A 17,013-nucleotide genomic window follows, 5' to 3' on the forward strand; every position below is an offset into this window, starting at 1 on the left:
CAACTGTTAATTTTATGTCAACATAGAACGTAAAAGATATAAAAAACTCCTTCATGCTGGTAATAGCAGAAGGAGTTTTTAAGGAACTAACTAGTATTTTGCTCGATACCGTCGATGCTCTGTCATAACACCTAAAATTTTCGTTTCTATCTGATTAGATTGAAATAGAGGAAAATCATTATTCAACGGGAGAAATTCAAAGATCGGCGTTAGATCAGAGGAAAAACCGAGAACCTTGAGTTTTCTAAAAACAGGGATTTCATTTTTTACTCGAACTATGACAAAGTCGCCGGGTTTAGGGACTAAGCCTGGATCAAAAATCACTCGATCTCCGACTTGAAAGATTGGAGACATTGAAGTGTCAGTAATTTCAATAGAAAAAGCATCACTGCTCATTTTTAAATCCGTAAGAATGAACGAGTCGCTTTTCCACTTTGTCTTATCCTCCACATCTTCAATTTTTATGAGAGGAATTTTTTCCGTATCGAGGGCTGAAACTAAAGGGAAGCCTGATTCGTTATTAATTAACTTTGGACCTTGCCCTTCTGATAGCCAAAAAGTCGCATAACCAAAGACACGGCTAATTCTTGACGCATAATCGCCTCGCAGATGTTTGGTTCTACCAGAGCACCAGTAGGCAACTGTTGCCGGAGTCACCTTTATTCTGCTTGCAAACTGAGTTTTATTTAATCCAGTTTCGTTCAGAACGAGTTTAATTCTTTCAGCAAGATTCATAGACACCTCTTTTAGAAGGTTAAAACAAATGTTTAAAACAGTTGATTGACCAAAATTTAAACAGGTGTTAATGTATTTATGTAAATACAAACAATGGTTAATATGAGCGAAAAAATCTCAGCAATAGAAGCTCAGGTAATCCTCAAAGAAATAGAGCATAAGGAAATTCAGTTGAAGTTAGGAGTTACTTCAGGCTGCATCAGCAATTGGAAAAGAAGAGGTATCCCGAGAGTAGTTGGACTGCTTTTAAGAAAAGAGTATCCATCATTACAAGCGTGGAGATTAATAGATCAAACCCGAAAAAAATAACAGCACTTGACTTCACGATCAAACATGGCACAGACAGCAGACCGTTTCGGTAGACGAAAACGAATTCGGAGAAAACGAATGACAGAAGAAGAAAGAACCCAAGCAGGCAGACGCCTGGAGAGGCGCTTGCAGGAGCTGGATGCGCGTCGACTGGATCGCATCAATGGCTCGTATTCGTTAGAGCGCACGATGAAATTTTGCCTGGTGCTGCTTGTGCTGTTTATTGCTCTGAGCGCAGCGCTCGTGTATCTGGAGAGGTAGTTATGGACGAAATTTTTACCGTAATCGGAATTCTGATGACGCTGGTGCTGTCGTTAATTTGGTATGTCGCCCTGTTTCTCGGCGGCATCTATGCGATTGGTTGGTTTTGGATGAACTTGTGAGATTGCTATGAACTATCTAAACCACCGATTGCCGCCATTTGAGAGAAACTTGAAACCAACTCGCTTTTTTGCCCTCGTCAATCGTGAACTCAATGAAGTCTTTTCCTTCGGCGTCTACAAAGAAAAGTTCGTATGCGGGCGCGCCGTCTTTAACGAGAGTAATGGTTTTCAAGTACGGGTTCGGCGCCTGCTTTCCTGGGTAGTACTTCTCTGGTTCAGAGCCTACAGCGAAGAAGACTTCCGGGTAGTACGGCTCGGTCCTCTTGCATTAGTAAGAAATTTAAAAACCACAGTGCATTTACCCAACAGAAATTTCAGTATTTCAACCAATTTATCGCTTTCCATGGCCTTCTCCCTAGCGTTTTGAAATTTAGTTTGGAACCTTTATTTTCTCACGCTTTGGGGAAGGCCTCTTAACTGTTTTTATACCGATCAATGCGGACACGGCGGCCGATTGCAACGGCTGGAGAATAGACCTCCTCCATCGCTCAGGTCCGCACCCTTTTAAAAATAATGAGGTCTAAACGAGGTCTGATATGGCTCACAATCTCAGAGAAATTGAAGAACAGATGTCGGCAGTCGGTATTGATCTGCCGCCTGGTCATGACCTGATCGTCAACGGTCGGAATTGGAGGCGATTCAAGCCCAATAACTCAAATTTCAAGCGCGGAAAGGATGCCTGGTATGGAATTTGGGAGCAATCGCTGTCAAACGGCAAAATCTATTATTTTGGTACTTTTGGAATCGGCAGCCAAACCTACAAAATCGAACACTCGAGGAAGGGCTGGACTCGCGAAGAGTGGACAGAGCTTGAAAGCCGTAAAAAGGCCGATCAGGAGGTTATCGATAAGGCGCTCGAAGAGCGTCGTAAATCTGCCCGAGAGAAAGCCGCAAAGATGTGGGAAAGGGCAGCTGACTCCGTATCCGCTTCTCATCCGTATGTGAGATCAAAAAAAATCCGTCCGATCGGAGCTCGCCAGTTACGTAATCAAATCTTAGTTCCTGTGTGGAAAGAAGAGATGCTCGTCGGCCTGCAGACAATCTTCCCTGATGATACTGCCGAGGGGGAGCGAACATTTCAGAAAAAATTCCTCTCAGGAACTGAAACTAAAGGCTCGTTTGCAGTTCTGGGGACTCTGCCCGAGAAACCGGAGGTCATTTTTTTAACCGAGGGCTGGGCTACAGGATGCTCAATTTTTGAGGCAGTCGGCCAACCGGTCATCGTCGCCTTTTCTGCTGGCAACCTGCTGCCTGTTGCGGAAACGCTGAGGGCCAAATACCCTGACTCAAAAATCTGTATCGCTGCGGACAATGACGCCCACTATTTGAGAAAACTGCGCGAGGAATGCGCCTCAAGATTTGGCATCGATCTGCATGTGCACTCATCCAGAAGCGCCGCTCAGGATCAATGTTTTGACGGCGGCCGTGTGCGAGCGTGGTGGTCAAAAAAGGACGGAGAAGCGTGCGTCGAGTATGAGGAGTGGATCGGCGACAGAACACGTCCCTCTCATCGCTCTCTGAACAACACCGGCGTCGTCAAGGCCAACATTGCCGCGGCTAGAGTTAACGCCTGCGTGTTCATTCCTAGGTTTTCAAATCAGCAGACATGGGGCACGGATTTCAACGATCTCGCCTCTGAAGAAGGCATTAATGCTGTTCGCGAACAGCTCGAGTATTCGTCTGCGACGCCCGTGAGGGCGTCAAAAAGGGGTAGAAGCACCTCCAAGACGAACGAGATTACGGAAAACAACAAGACGATTCTCCGAGTACTGGCTGATCGCTACGTTGCGATTGACAACACGGACACTTGTTGGGACCTCGTTTATCACCGCCTGGCAAAAATCTCATTTATCAAACAGTACTACGGCAGCAGACTCGTTTCATCGTGGCTGCAAGGACTGTTTGGAAACCGAAGAATCATTCAGCCGGAACAGCTCATTTTTGAACCGGACCCTAAAAAGGTCCCTGAAGGCTCGATTTCTATGTTTGAGGGCTGGCCTCTGGTTCCAACGTACGATACGAGTAAGTGTCATCTCCTGATCGAACACCTCTTTAAGATTTGCGGCGAAGACGAAAATATTTTTAATTGGATTTCTTCTTGGCTTGCCTATCCTCTGCAGCATCCGGGTGCCAAGATGGCGTCCGGCTTAATGATCTATGGCGAACGAGAAGGTACCGGTAAAAGTATTTTCTTCAATGTCATTGCCAAAATTTACGGTAAGTATGGATGCTCAGTTAACCAGACAATGATCCAATCGGATTTCAATGGCTGGATATCTCAGAAGCTGTTTATGGTTGGCGAAGAAGTTGTGACGAATCAGGATAAGCGGACTCTGAAGGGGATGCTGAAAAACCTAGTCACGAATCCGACGCACACGATCAATGAGAAGGGCTATCCCGCTCGGTTTGAGGTTAACAAGACAAATATCGTTTTTCTGTCCAACGAACAGCAACCGGGTATTTTGGACCCGAAAGATCGGCGCTATATGGCGATTCGGTTCGAAGAGTATTCACCGCCTGAATATTTTCAGGCGCTTGCTGAAGAAATCAACAATGGAGGCGCGGCCGCTCTGTATGGTTGGTTATTAACCTTAGACCTTGAAGATTTTGATGAAAACACTCGTCCGCTGGAGACAGAAGCAAGAGCTGAGCTGAAAAAGTTAGGCAGCAACAACAGCATTCGGTTTATTGAGGAATGGCAGGCGGGAGACACCCCGTTTCCTGCTGTACCTGCGGTCGCGTGGCACCTTTATGACGCCTATCAGATGTGGTGCAAGGCGTCTGGGGAGCGTCCTGTGAACCGCGAGGTCTTTACAACTTACTGCAAGCATCGGCTTGGGTCTGCCCGAAGGCGCGTCAGTCTCTATGACGGGCCTCCTGATACATCCGTCTTCACAAACCTGGTCACTATGCAAAAACAGCTTTATTGGCCTGAAACAATCGTGGATGGAAAGTCGTGGTCGGAAGTGCCGAAGCAAAAATTCGAGGATGGTGTACTGAAGTTCCAGAGATCAATCTACAAGGCCCGAGAGAGGTTTAGAAACTATGAACCCCTTTAATTTTAATGTTCATACCCTGCCGATGTTCATACCCTGTTCAGGCGGGGAGATTGGCAGGTATGAACAGTATTTTTTGATTTATAAACAGATAGTTATTTGTGCTGTGTTCATACTGTTCAGACCTATAGCCAAACTCCTACGTGTGCGCGTGCGCGCGAGAGGAATAAACGGATGTGTAAAGAGTGTTTCGCGCGTATGGGAGTTAATTAAGGTATGAACAGTATGAACAGATTAGTAAAAAATATAATAAAAACAAATAAATATTTAAAAATTTTGTATGAACAAAAGGTATGAACAGGGTCTGAACAAAACACTGTTAAGTATGAACAGTAAAGAAATATTGAAAAAAGCAAAGAAAAACTAATCAGGTAAGAAGATATGAATCGCATCCAGTGGATCAAAAGGCTTTTAACGTTGTGGTTTCAGTGGAGAAACAGGATTCGCGGCAGACTCCATTGTCCGCTGGCTGTAGACAACTGTACTGGCGTTGATAAGACCCGTTGCTCGAATGATTTGATCAACGCGTCAGGAATTGATTTCCGGATGATGCAGCTGGAAAGAATAATTAGAGAACTGCCTTCTCCGCTTCGTGACGCTGTCTATGCGCTTTACGGCGGCCGTGAATGGATCGGCATGACAAGAGCCGCGAATCGGCTGCAGATTAACCGCAGAACGTTGTTTCGGTATTTATGCGCCGCGGATCAGGCGATTGAGGCCGAATTAGAGAAAACGGAGAAATCACGTGAATAGTATTAGGAAAATTCCCTATGTCCCATTTGCCTCGAAAAAAGGGCATAATTTCATAAAATTTGGCAGTGAGTGCATTAAGAGCCTCGCTAGCGCACTTAAAACTTCTCAATCATCCTCCTGTACCTTTCTTATCAAGCGTTTAACAAACGGCTGTTTAGCCTTTAATCGGGTTAATTTTCTTTGGAGGAATGATGCTTAAGTTTACTAAGGTTACGAAGCGAAATTTTTTGTATAAATTTTTCGTTTGCTTTGCAGGTATCGGATTAGCCGGAGGCGTCGATCATTTTATTGAGACGGTGATTCCGGCTCCCCTTCCGATGAAAATAGTTATTTCGCTATTTGTGGTGTTTTCGTTCTTTATTGCGAAAGAACCTTAAGGAGTTTGGCAAGCTCAATCAAAATTGTTGCTGTGGAAGCTTGGATAAGAATGAATTTAGCCGTGTTTTTTGCTTTTTGGCTTAATGGAAGGTTTTTATTGAGAGTGGCAATGTATTCCTTAGGTTTTTTCCCTTTCAAGAGAAGGATGATTTCATGTAAAGCAAAAAATTCATAATAATTCTGAAATTGAATATTAAGAATATGCGCGTTTTTGATTACTTTAAATGCTTCCATGTCAACCCAATGAGTTGCGACCGGGCTATTTACCGGGGACATGACGGACATATAAGTAACCGGCGGAAACACTACAGATTGAACATCTTCAGAGAGGGTATCAATAAGGTCTAAAACTCGGGAACGTTGTTCTTCAGTGAGGTCTTGGAAGAAATCTGTTAAAGGTTTTTGCATTGAATTATTCCTTGATTATGTGTGGAAACTTAATCATAAAGGAAAGGCTTTCCCGGCTGTGCCTAACAACCGGGCCAATTAATGTGAATTTATGCCAGTATTTCCGTTAAAGCACTGCGCCTATCCCGGCTGCGGTGCACTTTTCCGTAACTCCGGTTCCTACTGCGAGCAGCATAAGCAAATTGCTCAGGACGAAAGATCAGACCGCCGTCGCCAGCTCGATCAAGAAAGAGGGTCAGCAGCCTCTAGAGGATATTCCTCTGCATGGAGAAAAGCCCGGGAAAGTTTTCTGGCTCGTCATTCTTTCTGTGTCCGATGCGAGGCCGAAGGTTTTCCACGATTGGCTACGGTAGTAGATCACATCATTCCGCATAAGGGGGATAAACGGTTATTTTGGGATCGAAATAACTGGCAGCCTCTGTGCAAAAGACATCACGATCTAAAGACGGCTGCTGAAGATGGCGGCTTCGGAAACACCAATCGCTATTCATAAGTTCTTATCGGAGGAAACCAAAAGGATGCTATGAAAATAGATACAGCTTTTTTATTTACGACGATATTTGTGGCCGCGTTTTTTACGCTTTCTGGAGGACGCTACGAGCAGCTGTTTGTCAAATCCCTTGCTTATGGGTGGATTTTGCTTTGTTTGTTGAATGCCTTGTACTGGTTGTTGAAAAATTACTTCAATAAATTCTGGAAAGGAAGCGGGAAGAGGAATTCCAAGGAAAGCTAGGAATGTATACAGACTATAAAGGTAAAGGATGTAATTAAAGATTTTCTTTGCCTGTCTTTTGACTCTTCTTGCATTGCCTCTCTTTTTGGACCGCCCGAACTTGCTTAACAGTACATTCCCATACTCTTCTTCCGGGACGCCTTCTAAGGATTTAAGAATCTCTCGTATAGGAGTTTTGGAGTCAATCTTTCCAAAATATGCCTTGCATTTTTCAAGCCTCCGAAGGTTAAAGAGCAGCTCTTCAGTGCGTGGGGTGTTCAGAAGTTTAATGGGACGATTTACAATGGTATTCAGTAAAGAATTGGTGTTTGAAAAGGGTTTTAAACTCTTAACAATAGATGACTCAAGAGAGTGGAAAATTTTTGCTTGGTCTAAGCCAATTTGAGATAACTGTTTGTCTATGTCAGCAACTTTTTGAAACAGTTGCGAGATGTCTTTTTGAAGCTTGGATGTTCCTAAAAAAACATCTAAATCAGGTAGCTCCTCTGATTTATTGATTTGTTCAAGGTAATGAAAAAGTCTCTGACTTTTTGAATGAAAGTCAGTTAAAGGTTTTGTCAAACTTTCGCAGATATTCGATAACGAGTCGAAGAGCTTATCCCATTCTTGAAACAATAGTGAAGAAGAGGCAGTTATCCCCCTCCAGTTGGTTTGTGAAAGCTGCGAAGGAGCGGGACCGTGAGATTTATTTGAAGTCATATTTTTCTTTTGTCTGTTAATACTCGGATTTTATAAAAAAGAAGGTCTTTTCCCTAATAGGGAGGGGTGGTGAAAAAGTGAAATGACGAGATCATTTGAGACCGCGCCCTCAGTCAAATTTTTGAGCGTGCAAAATTGGAAAATTTTTAACTTTTGTCTGTTTAGTGTTTAGGGAGTTCTCTGGTGACGAAAGGAAGAAAACGGACCCCGACCGAAATCAAGAAACTACAGGGTACCGCTCAGCCGTGCCGGATTAATAAATTTGAACCGAAGGTGAACGGGCGGATTACCGATATGCCGGGGGCGCCAGACTATTTATCCGAAGAGGCTAAATGCCATTGGAAATTTATTTTGGAGCATGAGGGTGGCAGCTGGGTTAAGCAATGTGACCTCGCAATGTTCGAAACATACTGCGAACAGTGGGCTGAACTAGTCCGTTATCGGCGCGAAAGAAAGCGCTTGCGCGTGCAGATCGAAGAGGCGGAGAAAAAAATCGAAGAGCTCCGTGTAGCGGAGAAATACAGTAGTGCGATTTCCATGATTAAGTTTCGGGATGAACTCTGGGAGAGGGATAACTTTTTGGCTAACTTGATTGTGAAGTGCATACAGCCTTTCAAGTCAGTTGCCTCTGAGCTCGGCTTTACGCCGTCATCTCGTTCTCGGGTGATTGCAACCGGAGAAACACCGGGACAGGTTGATACAAAAACTTTGTCTCTTTTCGATGATAAAGCCGTGGACGATTGTCTCTCAGAGGTTGACTACAGGACGGTGACATGACGAACTACGTAGCGAAGGCTAATTGGTACATCGACAAGGTTTTGTCGGGAGATATTCCTGCCTGTATGTATGTCCGCCAGGCATGTACCCGCCAAAAATCCGATTTAGAGCGCTCCGCGCGGGAAGATTGGCCTTATCGGTTCGATGCGAGGGCGGCAACCAGAGTCTGTTTGTTTATCGAGCATCTTAGGCATGTGAAAGGTCCGCTTTCAGGGCAGACGATCACTCTGGAGCCTTGGCAATGTTTCATTCTTACAACAATCTTCGGCTGGCTGCGTAAAGACAGCGGAAAGCGCCGATTCAAGAGAGCGTATGTAGAAGTGCCTCGCGGCAACGCGAAATCTACGCTGTCAGCGAGCATCGGTTTGTACATGATGGCGCTTGACGGAGAGGGGGGTGCTGATTGCTATTCATTTGCGACTACCCGTGAGCAGGCTAGAGAAGTTTTTGATACTGCTCGTGATATGGTCCGGCGTTGCTCAGATGTAAGTCGAGAACTTGGCATTAAGGCGTTGGATTATTCGATAGTTCAGCTTGCCAGTAATTCAAAATTCGTTGCGAAATCCGCTCAAGGCAGCACGTTAGACGGACTCAATACACATTTTGCCTGTATTGACGAGCTCCATGCTCATAAAACACGCGAAGTCTATGACGTGGTTGAAACGTCTATCGGTAAGCGGCTGCAGCCGTTGTTGTTTGCTATCACGACAGCCGGATTCAACTTATCCGGAATCTGTTACGAGCTAAGGAACTACGTGATCGAAGTTTTATCCGGAAAAAGTGCCGGCGGGGATGATCAGTTCGGAATTATCTACTCGATTGATAAAGAAGATGAGTGGACAAGCGACAGTGCGCTGATCAAAGCCAATCCGAACTGGGGCGTCTCGGTCCATCCGGAAACGATTAAATCATTGCGAGATAAGGCACTGACGGTTACAAGTGCGGTTAACAACTTTAAGACCAAGCATCTGGACGTCTGGTGTAATGCGGATGCGGCTTGGATGGATCTGACAAAGTGGAATGAGTGTGCAGAACCGAGTTTGGAAGAGTCAGATTTCTACGGTCGGGAATCTTGGTTGGGGCTTGACTTGGCATCCAAGATTGACTTGACGGCAGCTGTCAGACTCTTTCCTAAAACGATCAACGGCGTCCAGCATTTTTTTGTTTTTCCGCAGGTTTGGCTTCCTCGGGATACTGTTAATTCGGCGAAAAACGCTTCTTACTGCGGGTGGGAGTATGAGGCTCGCTTGAAGGTCACGGAAGGCTCTGTTGTGGATTTTGAAGAGGTCAAGGAGTATGTCCGGCGAAGCTGCTCAGACTTTGTCGTGAAGGAAATCGCTTACGACCCGTGGCAGGCAACACAACTTGCCAGTGAATTAACCGATCAGGGCTGTCCCATGGTCGAGGTTCGCAACAGTGTCCAGAACTTCTCCGAACCGATGAAAACCATCGAGGCTTTAGTGATGTCCGGAAGGCTTCATCATCCGGATGATCCGATTTTTAATTGGTGCGTTTCAAACGTCGTCTGTCATCGCGATGCGAAAGACAACATTTATCCGAACAAGCTGAGGAATGAAAACAAGATCGACTTAGTGGTGGCCTTAATCATGGCTTTCTATTCATTCCTGATCGGCGGCGGAAAGATTGAAAAGCCGGTGGATCTGACACCGATGCTTGATTCTCCGCTCATTTTCAATTGGTAAATTATGTTTTTGAGTTCATTTTTTTCTTCGATCGGCAATCCGTTCAGCGACAGTAAAGGGGTGCAGCGGACAGAACCGATGCTGCAGCTGGTTCCAAGGAAACGGCAGACCTCGGAAGAAACGGCGCTGCAGATTTCCTCTGTGATGGCATGCACGACACTTTTGGCTGAAACGGTGGCCTCCATGCCGATCTTCGTTTACCGCAATGACAGCGGAAACAGGGATTTAGCCCGGGAAACGGAACTTTGGAAACTGCTGCACGACGGCCCGAATGAGTTCATGACGCCAGTCGAGTTCTGGTCTCAGGTTATCTTCAATATGGTGCTTCGAGGCAACGGATACGCCCGGCTCAAACGAGAGGCCAATGATCCGTCCGGACAAGTGCTCTCGATGATGCCGCTCAACGCTCAGCAAGTGAAAACGATTTATGACGGCTCGACCCTGAGATACGAGTATCTCCATGACGGTGAATCTGAGAAGATCGCTAAAGAGTTTATGTTTCACCTGAAGGGTGTCGGCGGCCGTTTTGCCGGAGCATCGAAGCTGGATATGATGGCAGCCACGATCAGCGAAGCAGCTGATGCTCAAGAGACTGCCTCAACACTGTTCGGCAATGCAAATAAGCCGAGCGGTATCTTGAGTTCGGAAGGCACGCTCGACAAAGAGCAGAGAGAGCGCCTTCAAACAACTTTCTACGAAATGGCCAACGGTAGCCAATCCGGTTTGTACGTGCTCGAAGGCGGTCTGAGTTATACGCCTCTGACGCTTACGCCGGCTGAAACTCAGCTTTTAGAAACGAGACGCTTTTCCGTGGAAGAAATTTGCCGCTGGTTTGGCGTTCCTTCAGTTCTGGTTGGATCAAACTCGGCTACGACATGGGGCAGCGGTATTGAGCAGATTATCTTGGGTTTCCAAAAGTTCACTTTGTTGCCGTTATGCCGGCGAATTGAGCAGGCGGTGAGAGCTCGCATCATGACGCCGGAGGAATTCACGCTCTACACAGTGGAAATTTCTATGGATAACTTGCTTCGAGCAACCATGAAGGAGCGCATGGAAATCCACGGGAAAGCCATTCAGTACGGTGTTGAAACCGTTAATGAAGCACGTCAATACGAAAACTTGCCGCCAGTGGAAGGTGGCGATGTCAATTTTGCGCAGTCGGCGCTGAGGCCTATTTCAGCATTGGCCAAAGCAACGGTCGACCAAAAAACTAAGGAGCCAGATAGTGTCTAAAGAGCTGAAAAAGGATCAGACCTTATCCGTAAGATTAGAAGGCGTGGAGGTAAAACTATCCGATGACAAGAAGATCGGAGTGATCAAGGGCTACGCCTCAGTCTATGACAACTTGAATTGCTATGGGTTCTATATAGCTCAAGGAGCTTATAGTTCAGCACTGAAAAGCTTGACTTCTACCCCGAAGATGTTCTTCAATCACGACTATTCTGCAGTTCCGGTTGGTCATTGGACTTCTCTCAAAGAAGACGATAAAGGTCTTTATGTTGAAGGAGAACTCACACTCGGAGTCGGAGCTGCCGCCGATATTTATGAGGCGCTCAAAGCCGGAACTTTAGACGGTTTATCCGTCGGCATTCGTTTGGGTGAATACGTCGAGGATGACAACGGCAATATCAAGGTTTTGAGCATTGCAGCGCTCTACGAAATTTCAATCTGCAGCTTCCCTGCTGACGGCCAGGCAAGGATTGCAGAAACTCTCTCGAAGGATTCTCTAGACGAAACCATCGAGAAGATCAAGACGCTAAGAGATTTTGAAGCCTGCTTGAGGGATTCTTGCGGCTTTAGCCGGAAACAAGCCTTGTCGCTTGTTTCTCGCGTGAAGAAGGTGCTGAGCGAAGAGCGGCGGGACGCTGCTTTGGCTGAAGCATTAAACAAGGTGCTCGGGGTTGCCGAGCGAATCGATAAAGTACTCAGTGGGAAAATTTAAATGAACGAAGAAATTGAAAAACTCTTGTCCGCAATGACCAATATTGAGGACAGATTAGGACAGCTGTCTACGACCGAAGAAACCGAAAAAGTCAAGGCAGAGCTTGCTGAACTTGGTAAAAAGCAGCTTGGTCTTGCAGAAGAAATCCGTCGCCTCAAACAACAGCAGCCGGGAGGCTCTGATTCCGTTAAAGCGCCTCTTACTCTCGGAGCCAGAGTGGTAGCCGACGCTGGCTATCTGGAGTTTGCGGCTGGCAAAGGTAAAGGTTTTTCTGTCACACTGACGGATCCGAATCCTGTCGGCACGGGCAGTACGGTTGATTCAAAGGTTTATCCGGATCAGCGTATTCAGGGCATTATTGGTATCGGAGCGGCTCCTTTAACGCTCGAAGATACAATTCACCATACTCCGACGAGTTCTAAGGCGATTGTCTACTCTCGTGAGAAGAAATATGTCAACAATGCTGCAGAAGTAATTAACGGCGTTGATTTAATTCCGCAGTCTGAAATCGAGTTCGATACCCAGACGGCTAACGTGAAGGATATTGGGAATTGCTTCATTGTGACTAAGGACCTCATGGAGGATTCTCAGGCTCTTGCTGATTACATTAACTTCCGAGTCCAGTACGGCGTTAAGCAGCGCGTTGAAAGTCAGCTTCTGAATGGTGATGGTACTAATGCTAACTTAAGCGGTCTTCTGATGACCGGAAACTACACGCCACACGGCTTTGATCCGGCAGCTAATCCGGAAATTACGAATCAGGTTGATTTGATCGGTTTTGCGGCTCTGGCAGTTAAGTCTGTTGGTCTGACTCCAAATGTGACGATCATGAATCCGGTGGACTACTTCAAGCTTCGCTGTCTGAAGGATTCGAACGGCCGCTATCTGTTTAGCGATCCGATGGGTCCGTCTAACCGTCCGGTCTGGGATACCTATGTTGTTGAAAGCTCCGCAATGCCCAAGGGTAAGTTTCTGACGCTGGATACCAACATGGCCTGCATGATCTATGACCGTAAGGAAACAGTCGTGGAGTTTGGATATGAAGACGGCAATAACTTTAGAAAGGGGCTGGTAACGATCAAAGCTGACCGCCGTTTGGCTTTTGCGATCGAACGTCCGAGCGGTATCGTCGGAGGTGACCTTGTCTTAACAAAGACAAATACGACCGAATAACAGATTGTTATCTTTGAGGCGGGCGACCGAAAGGCCGCTCGTAAGCTCATGTATGAATCAAAGGCAATAGTATCAATTGTCGATGCAGACTATCTTCGGCGGTACTTACGGATTGATGACGACTCAGAAGATGCATTCTTGGAAGAATTGGGACGAGCTGCAACAGAGAATCTGGAGCATCGTTTGAAACGACATGTCATCGCTCGCAACTCATCCGATTCCGAGGCCGTATGTACGGATAAAGAAAGTGTTCCGGCAGCTCTTCGCGTTTGGGTGGGCGCCAGTGTTGCTTTTGCTTATACAAACCGAGAGTCTGACAGCGAGAAGTCCTTCACGAGTACACCCTATTTCGAAAGGTTAATAGATCCGTGGAGAGCTTATAAATGATTGAACCTTTATCCGGAGATCTGAACCGGCGCTGCTCAATTTACTCATCCAAGCTTCTTCCAAACGGCAAGTCCGATCACTTAACCGAACGCACACCGCTTTGGCGGTGCTGGTGCAAAGTTGAAGTGATAGGCGGATCGGTCTATTGGGACAACGTTCAAACAGAAGAGTCGATTACTCATCGCATTTTTGTTCGATATGTCAAGGGAAAGACTCGCCCGCAGGATCTTCCGAGATTGATCGAAATCGAGTGCGAGGGAGTTTGGTATCGAGCAAAACGAGTGACTGACTGCAATAGCGCAGGTCGCTTTACTCTTTTTGAATGCGAGGTGCTCAATGCAGCCGTTAAGAATTGAAGCCGAGTTTGCCAGGCCCTTGAATTTTGCTGACTTTGATAAGAAGGCAATGCGCAAGGGGTTTAGAAAGATCGGGCAGGACGTTTCAAAAATTGCGAAGAAATTATCCGCAGAGAAAGGAGTGTCTCTGCCGGGCCAGTATCCGGGAAAGCAAACGGGGATTTTTCAGAAGTCGCTAAGCTACAAGGTGTCGCGATCGGGTTTTTCGGTGGCGATCAAACCATATTTAAAGGGCAAGCAGGTGTCCGCAGCATTCAAAAGTCGGGGTTTTTATCCGGCTTTTGTCGTTTATGGGCATGCCGCCCCGAAAAAATCCAAGCGCGGGAAGGGGCATGCTAAGCAGTCTCCTGCAGGAAAGCTCGTCAAACCAAGAGCAAACCCGATTCCGGCAGCGGTTGAATCCTACGGCAGAGTTCAGTTTCAAAGCGAAGTCTCAAAGATTCTGCAGAACGCTTTCAAGCCCGGACCTATAGGGAGCTTATTGAAGTGAAGTTAAAACCCATTATTGAGGAACTCAGAAATTACTGCCCGTCTTTTGAGCAAAGGGTCTACGGAATAGGGGCTTTTTCTCAGTTAAGCGAATCAGTGTCAACCGAGGCGATGCCAGCCGCGTTTGTTCTTCCTGTTTCAGAGGATCCGCAAGATCCTGCGACATCTTCAAGATATCGGCAGGTTGTGAGATTCAGGTTTGCCGTTCTCGTCATGGTCTCCAATACGGAAGACGAGCAGGGTCTGACGGCGTGGGAAGCGGCCGATGACTTAAAAAAGGAAGTCTTCAGAGCGATTCTGGGTTCCGATGACATTAAGGCGGGCAAAGACTGGATTCAGTTTGAAGGGCTGTCGATTGCGGAGATAAACCGGGCGGCTCTGACCCTTCAGCTTGATTTTTCCTGCGAGTATGAAATCAAGGATGAGCAGACTCGTCATGGTGCAGATATTGACCGCTTGGGCAGATTCCTGAGGATGTACACCGATATTGACGTGATTGCCGAGAAGGGACATCCCGACGGCAGAATTGAAGCAAAAGTTTTAATTGATTTGGAGAAAACTAAATGAGCATTTCATTTAACAACATTCCGAGCGACGTGAGAACGCCGCTTTTTTATGCGGAAGTCGATAATTCGATGGCTAACTTAGCCACTTCGACTCAAACGCCCCTTCTTATTGGTCAAATGACCGAAGGTAAGGCAGAGCCGCTTGTGCCGGTTCTGGTTACCGGAGAAAGTCAGGGTAAGGATTTATTCGGCCGCGGTTCTGAATTAGCCCGAATGAATACCGTTTATCGCAAAAACGACCCTGCGGGCCAAGTCTGGGCGATTCCGTTAAGTGATCCGGAAGCGGCCGCTGCGGCTTCGGGCACGTATACGATATCGGGTCTTCCTACTTTAGCCGGCATTTTGAGTGTTTATATCGGAGCTGACCGCGTTCAGGTTCCGGTTGGTGTAGATGATTCTCCGGCTGATGTCGCTTCGGCTATTGCTTCGGTCATTAACGGCAAGCCGGATCTTCCGGTTACGGCAGAAGCATCTTCCAGCGCAGAGGACGCGGAAGTCGAAGAAGGATATGTAACCGTCAGCGCTAAGAATAAGGGCGCAAACGGCAATGACATCGCTTTAGGCTTGAACATTCAGGGCTACGGAGCAGGCGAAGAGACGCCTGAAGGATTAAGCGTAAAGATCACTCCGATGGCAGGAGGTGTAGGCGCTCCTGATTTCGAGACGCTGGATATTGCCCGCATCATGGGAGATGATCAGTACGACTTCATCCTGATGCCGTACTCAGATACCGTATCTCTGGACTATTTTAGAGAGGTCATGAATGATACGAGCGGCAGGTGGGCGTATGACAAGCAGATGTACGGTCATGTTTATACCTGCAGACGAGGTTCGATTAACGAGCTGCAGAAGTTTGGAGCGGCCCGCAATGATTAGCACGCTACGATTATTGGTATTGAGCCGGATGTTCCTTCTATGGCAATTGAGGTCTTAGCGGCCTACGGGGCGCAGAACGCGGCTAAATTGTCTATTGATCCGGCTCGTCCCACTCAAACGTTAGAGCTGATCGGCATCACTTCAGCGCCTCACGGCAAGCGCTTTACCATGAGTGAGCGCCAAGTACTTCTCACAAACGGTATCGCCACCGAGTACACGGAATCCGGCTACATGAGAGTGGAAAGAGCCGTCACGACGTATCAAAAGAATCGTTTTGGTGATGAGGATAACTCGTATCTGGATTCCGAGACTCTGCACACGCTTGCCTACATCATTCGAGCTTTGAGAAGCTGTATTACAAGTAAATACCCGCGTCATAAGCTCGCAAGTGACGGTACGCGGTTCGGAGCCGGTCAGGCAGTGGTTACACCATCCATTATCCGCGGCGAACTTATCGCTATGTATACCAAGCTCGAGGACAAGGCGATTGTAGAAAACGCTGATTTGTTTGCTAAGTATCTTGTCGTGGAGAGAAACGCAGATGACCCCAACAGAATCGACGTATTGCTGCCGCCTGACCTGGTTAACCAGTTAAGAGTCTTTGCTGTATTGGCTCAGTTCCGTCTTCAGTTTAACGAATAAGAGGTGATTTAATGTCAAGAATTGCAGGAATCTGCCACATTACTGTCAACGGCAGAACGATGGATATCTCCGGAGGGCTGACCATTCCGCTTTCGAAAACCACAAAAGAGAGCATTGTGTCGACCAACGGCTCCGTTAATTACAAGGAGACGCCGATCGCGCCGTACATTGACGGAACGTTCCTAATGGATGAAGACTTCCCGATTGAAGAACTGTCCACTATGGACACGGCAACGGTGGTGGCTGAATTGGCTAACGGCAAGAGCTATACGCTCTCAGAGGCCTTCATTGAAGGAGAGATGAACTATGACAGTGACGCGGGAACTGTCGCAATGAAATTTGTGGGAACTAACGGGAGGTGGTCGTAATGGCTTCGTACGTACTGAAGACGCCTATCACTGTTTCAGGCAACAGGATAGAAAAAGTGGATCTGCGTGAACCGACCTTTAATGAAATTTGCGATCTTGGCCTGCCCGGTGATCAAACCGAGCCGGATGGAAAGCTTAAATTGCTTCGCAAATACCTTGTGGTCTGTTCAGGTCTTCCGGAGGAAGCTGTCGGCGCACTGGGGATTAGGGACGCCATGGCCCTAATCGGTAAGGTGTCTGATTTTTTTACAAGTACGGACTAGCGCGGAAGAAAACGGCC

22 protein-coding genes are annotated in these 17,013 nt (G+C 46.8%); 18 read left to right on the forward strand and 4 right to left on the reverse strand.

Translation table 11 applies throughout. From position 1 onward, the window contains the following. Nucleotides 1-90: 90 nt before the first annotated feature. Complete coding sequence (locus AC6I1F_RS03070; RefSeq protein WP_290432751.1) at nt 91-735, reverse strand: LexA family transcriptional regulator; 645 nt, start codon at nt 733-735, stop codon at nt 91-93. 102 nt (nt 736-837) lie between these two features. On the opposite strand from AC6I1F_RS03070, the gene AC6I1F_RS03075 reads away from it, so the two are divergent. Continuing rightward, nucleotides 838-1,044, forward strand: coding sequence for a hypothetical protein (locus AC6I1F_RS03075; protein WP_290432752.1), 207 nt, complete (start codon nt 838-840; stop codon nt 1,042-1,044). Between the two features lie 78 nt (nt 1,045-1,122). Further along, nucleotides 1,123-1,305 (forward strand): hypothetical protein, encoded by a 183-nt coding sequence (locus tag AC6I1F_RS03080; protein ID WP_290432753.1) that lies wholly within the window; start codon nt 1,123-1,125, stop codon nt 1,303-1,305. Between the two features lie 138 nt (nt 1,306-1,443). Here AC6I1F_RS03080 and AC6I1F_RS03085 read toward each other — a convergent pair whose 3' ends face one another. Then, on the reverse strand, nt 1,444-1,599 hold the full coding sequence (locus AC6I1F_RS03085) for a hypothetical protein (RefSeq protein WP_290432754.1): 156 nt from the start codon (nt 1,597-1,599) through the stop codon (nt 1,444-1,446). A 364-nt stretch (nt 1,600-1,963) separates the two neighbouring features. Here AC6I1F_RS03085 and AC6I1F_RS03090 point away from each other — a divergent pair, with 364 nt between their 5' ends. Together AC6I1F_RS03090 and AC6I1F_RS03095 are read left to right on the forward strand one after the other, a co-directional pair. Beyond that, entirely contained in the window at nt 1,964-4,486 is a 2,523-nt protein-coding gene (locus AC6I1F_RS03090; RefSeq protein ID WP_290432755.1) for a DUF5906 domain-containing protein, read from the forward strand. Nucleotides 4,487-4,864: 378 nt separating this feature from the next. Continuing rightward, the gene (locus tag AC6I1F_RS03095; RefSeq protein WP_160336010.1) at nt 4,865-5,236 is read left to right on the forward strand and encodes a hypothetical protein; all 372 of its coding nucleotides are present in this window, start codon (nt 4,865-4,867) and stop codon (nt 5,234-5,236) included. Nucleotides 5,237-5,593: 357 nt separating this feature from the next. Here AC6I1F_RS03095 and AC6I1F_RS03100 read toward each other — a convergent pair whose 3' ends face one another. Next, nucleotides 5,594-6,022, reverse strand: coding sequence for a hypothetical protein (locus AC6I1F_RS03100; RefSeq protein WP_160336009.1), 429 nt, complete (start codon nt 6,020-6,022; stop codon nt 5,594-5,596). A gap of 91 nt (nt 6,023-6,113) precedes the next feature. Between AC6I1F_RS03100 and AC6I1F_RS03105 the strand changes: the two genes are divergently transcribed. Then, a complete protein-coding gene (locus AC6I1F_RS03105) occupies nt 6,114-6,515 on the forward strand; it encodes an HNH endonuclease signature motif containing protein (RefSeq protein WP_160336008.1) in 402 nt (133 codons plus the stop codon). A 51-nt stretch (nt 6,516-6,566) separates the two neighbouring features. Here AC6I1F_RS03105 and AC6I1F_RS03110 read toward each other — a convergent pair whose 3' ends face one another. Further along, nucleotides 6,567-7,454: a hypothetical protein gene (locus AC6I1F_RS03110; protein ID WP_160336007.1), complete on the reverse strand. Its 888-nt coding sequence runs from the start codon at nt 7,452-7,454 to the stop codon at nt 6,567-6,569. 183 nt (nt 7,455-7,637) lie between these two features. Between AC6I1F_RS03110 and AC6I1F_RS03115 the strand changes: the two genes are divergently transcribed. Genes AC6I1F_RS03115 through AC6I1F_RS03175 form a run of 13 tightly spaced genes read left to right on the forward strand, consistent with a single transcriptional unit; the run spans nt 7,638 to nt 16,996 of the window. Next, a complete protein-coding gene (locus tag AC6I1F_RS03115) occupies nt 7,638-8,231 on the forward strand; it encodes a P27 family phage terminase small subunit (RefSeq protein WP_160336006.1) in 594 nt (197 codons plus the stop codon). Next, nucleotides 8,228-9,934: a terminase large subunit gene (locus AC6I1F_RS03120; protein ID WP_160336005.1), complete on the forward strand. Its 1,707-nt coding sequence runs from the start codon at nt 8,228-8,230 to the stop codon at nt 9,932-9,934. Before AC6I1F_RS03115 ends, AC6I1F_RS03120 begins: the two co-directional genes overlap by 4 nt. A gap of 9 nt (nt 9,935-9,943) precedes the next feature. Beyond that, on the forward strand, nt 9,944-11,167 hold the full coding sequence (locus tag AC6I1F_RS03125; RefSeq protein ID WP_160336004.1) for a phage portal protein: 1,224 nt from the start codon (nt 9,944-9,946) through the stop codon (nt 11,165-11,167). Then, the gene (locus AC6I1F_RS03130) at nt 11,160-11,876 is read left to right on the forward strand and encodes an HK97 family phage prohead protease (protein WP_251450712.1); all 717 of its coding nucleotides are present in this window, start codon (nt 11,160-11,162) and stop codon (nt 11,874-11,876) included. The genes AC6I1F_RS03125 and AC6I1F_RS03130 overlap by 8 nt, the downstream gene beginning before the upstream one ends. Continuing rightward, nucleotides 11,877-13,049 (forward strand): phage major capsid protein, encoded by a 1,173-nt coding sequence (locus AC6I1F_RS03135; RefSeq protein ID WP_251450714.1) that lies wholly within the window; start codon nt 11,877-11,879, stop codon nt 13,047-13,049. It abuts the gene before it with no gap. A 48-nt stretch (nt 13,050-13,097) separates the two neighbouring features. After that, entirely contained in the window at nt 13,098-13,436 is a 339-nt protein-coding gene (locus AC6I1F_RS03140; protein WP_160336001.1) for a head-tail connector protein, read from the forward strand. Next, nucleotides 13,433-13,792 (forward strand): phage head completion protein, encoded by a 360-nt coding sequence (locus AC6I1F_RS03145; protein ID WP_251450716.1) that lies wholly within the window; start codon nt 13,433-13,435, stop codon nt 13,790-13,792. Before AC6I1F_RS03140 ends, AC6I1F_RS03145 begins: the two co-directional genes overlap by 4 nt. Further along, nucleotides 13,773-14,282: a hypothetical protein gene (locus tag AC6I1F_RS03150; RefSeq protein WP_160336407.1), complete on the forward strand. Its 510-nt coding sequence runs from the start codon at nt 13,773-13,775 to the stop codon at nt 14,280-14,282. Before AC6I1F_RS03145 ends, AC6I1F_RS03150 begins: the two co-directional genes overlap by 20 nt. Then, nucleotides 14,279-14,848, forward strand: a complete 570-nt coding sequence (locus AC6I1F_RS03155) for a phage tail terminator protein (RefSeq protein ID WP_160336408.1) — start codon at nt 14,279-14,281, stop codon at nt 14,846-14,848. Before AC6I1F_RS03150 ends, AC6I1F_RS03155 begins: the two co-directional genes overlap by 4 nt. Beyond that, nucleotides 14,845-15,723 (forward strand): hypothetical protein, encoded by an 879-nt coding sequence (locus AC6I1F_RS03160; protein WP_497801599.1) that lies wholly within the window; start codon nt 14,845-14,847, stop codon nt 15,721-15,723. The genes AC6I1F_RS03155 and AC6I1F_RS03160 overlap by 4 nt, the downstream gene beginning before the upstream one ends. Before the next feature lie 39 nt (nt 15,724-15,762). Then, nucleotides 15,763-16,365 carry a phage tail sheath C-terminal domain-containing protein gene (locus AC6I1F_RS03165; RefSeq protein ID WP_497801600.1) on the forward strand — a complete coding sequence of 201 codons (603 nt, stop codon included), beginning with the start codon at nt 15,763-15,765 and terminating at the stop codon, nt 16,363-16,365. A gap of 11 nt (nt 16,366-16,376) precedes the next feature. After that, nucleotides 16,377-16,733, forward strand: coding sequence for a phage tail tube protein (locus AC6I1F_RS03170; RefSeq protein WP_251450720.1), 357 nt, complete (start codon nt 16,377-16,379; stop codon nt 16,731-16,733). Continuing rightward, nucleotides 16,733-16,996 carry a phage tail assembly protein gene (locus AC6I1F_RS03175; protein WP_160336386.1) on the forward strand — a complete coding sequence of 88 codons (264 nt, stop codon included), beginning with the start codon at nt 16,733-16,735 and terminating at the stop codon, nt 16,994-16,996. Before AC6I1F_RS03170 ends, AC6I1F_RS03175 begins: the two co-directional genes overlap by 1 nt. Nucleotides 16,997-17,013 lie beyond the last annotated feature (17 nt).

It is taken from the genome of Parasutterella sp. St.1A3, assembly GCF_059728705.1.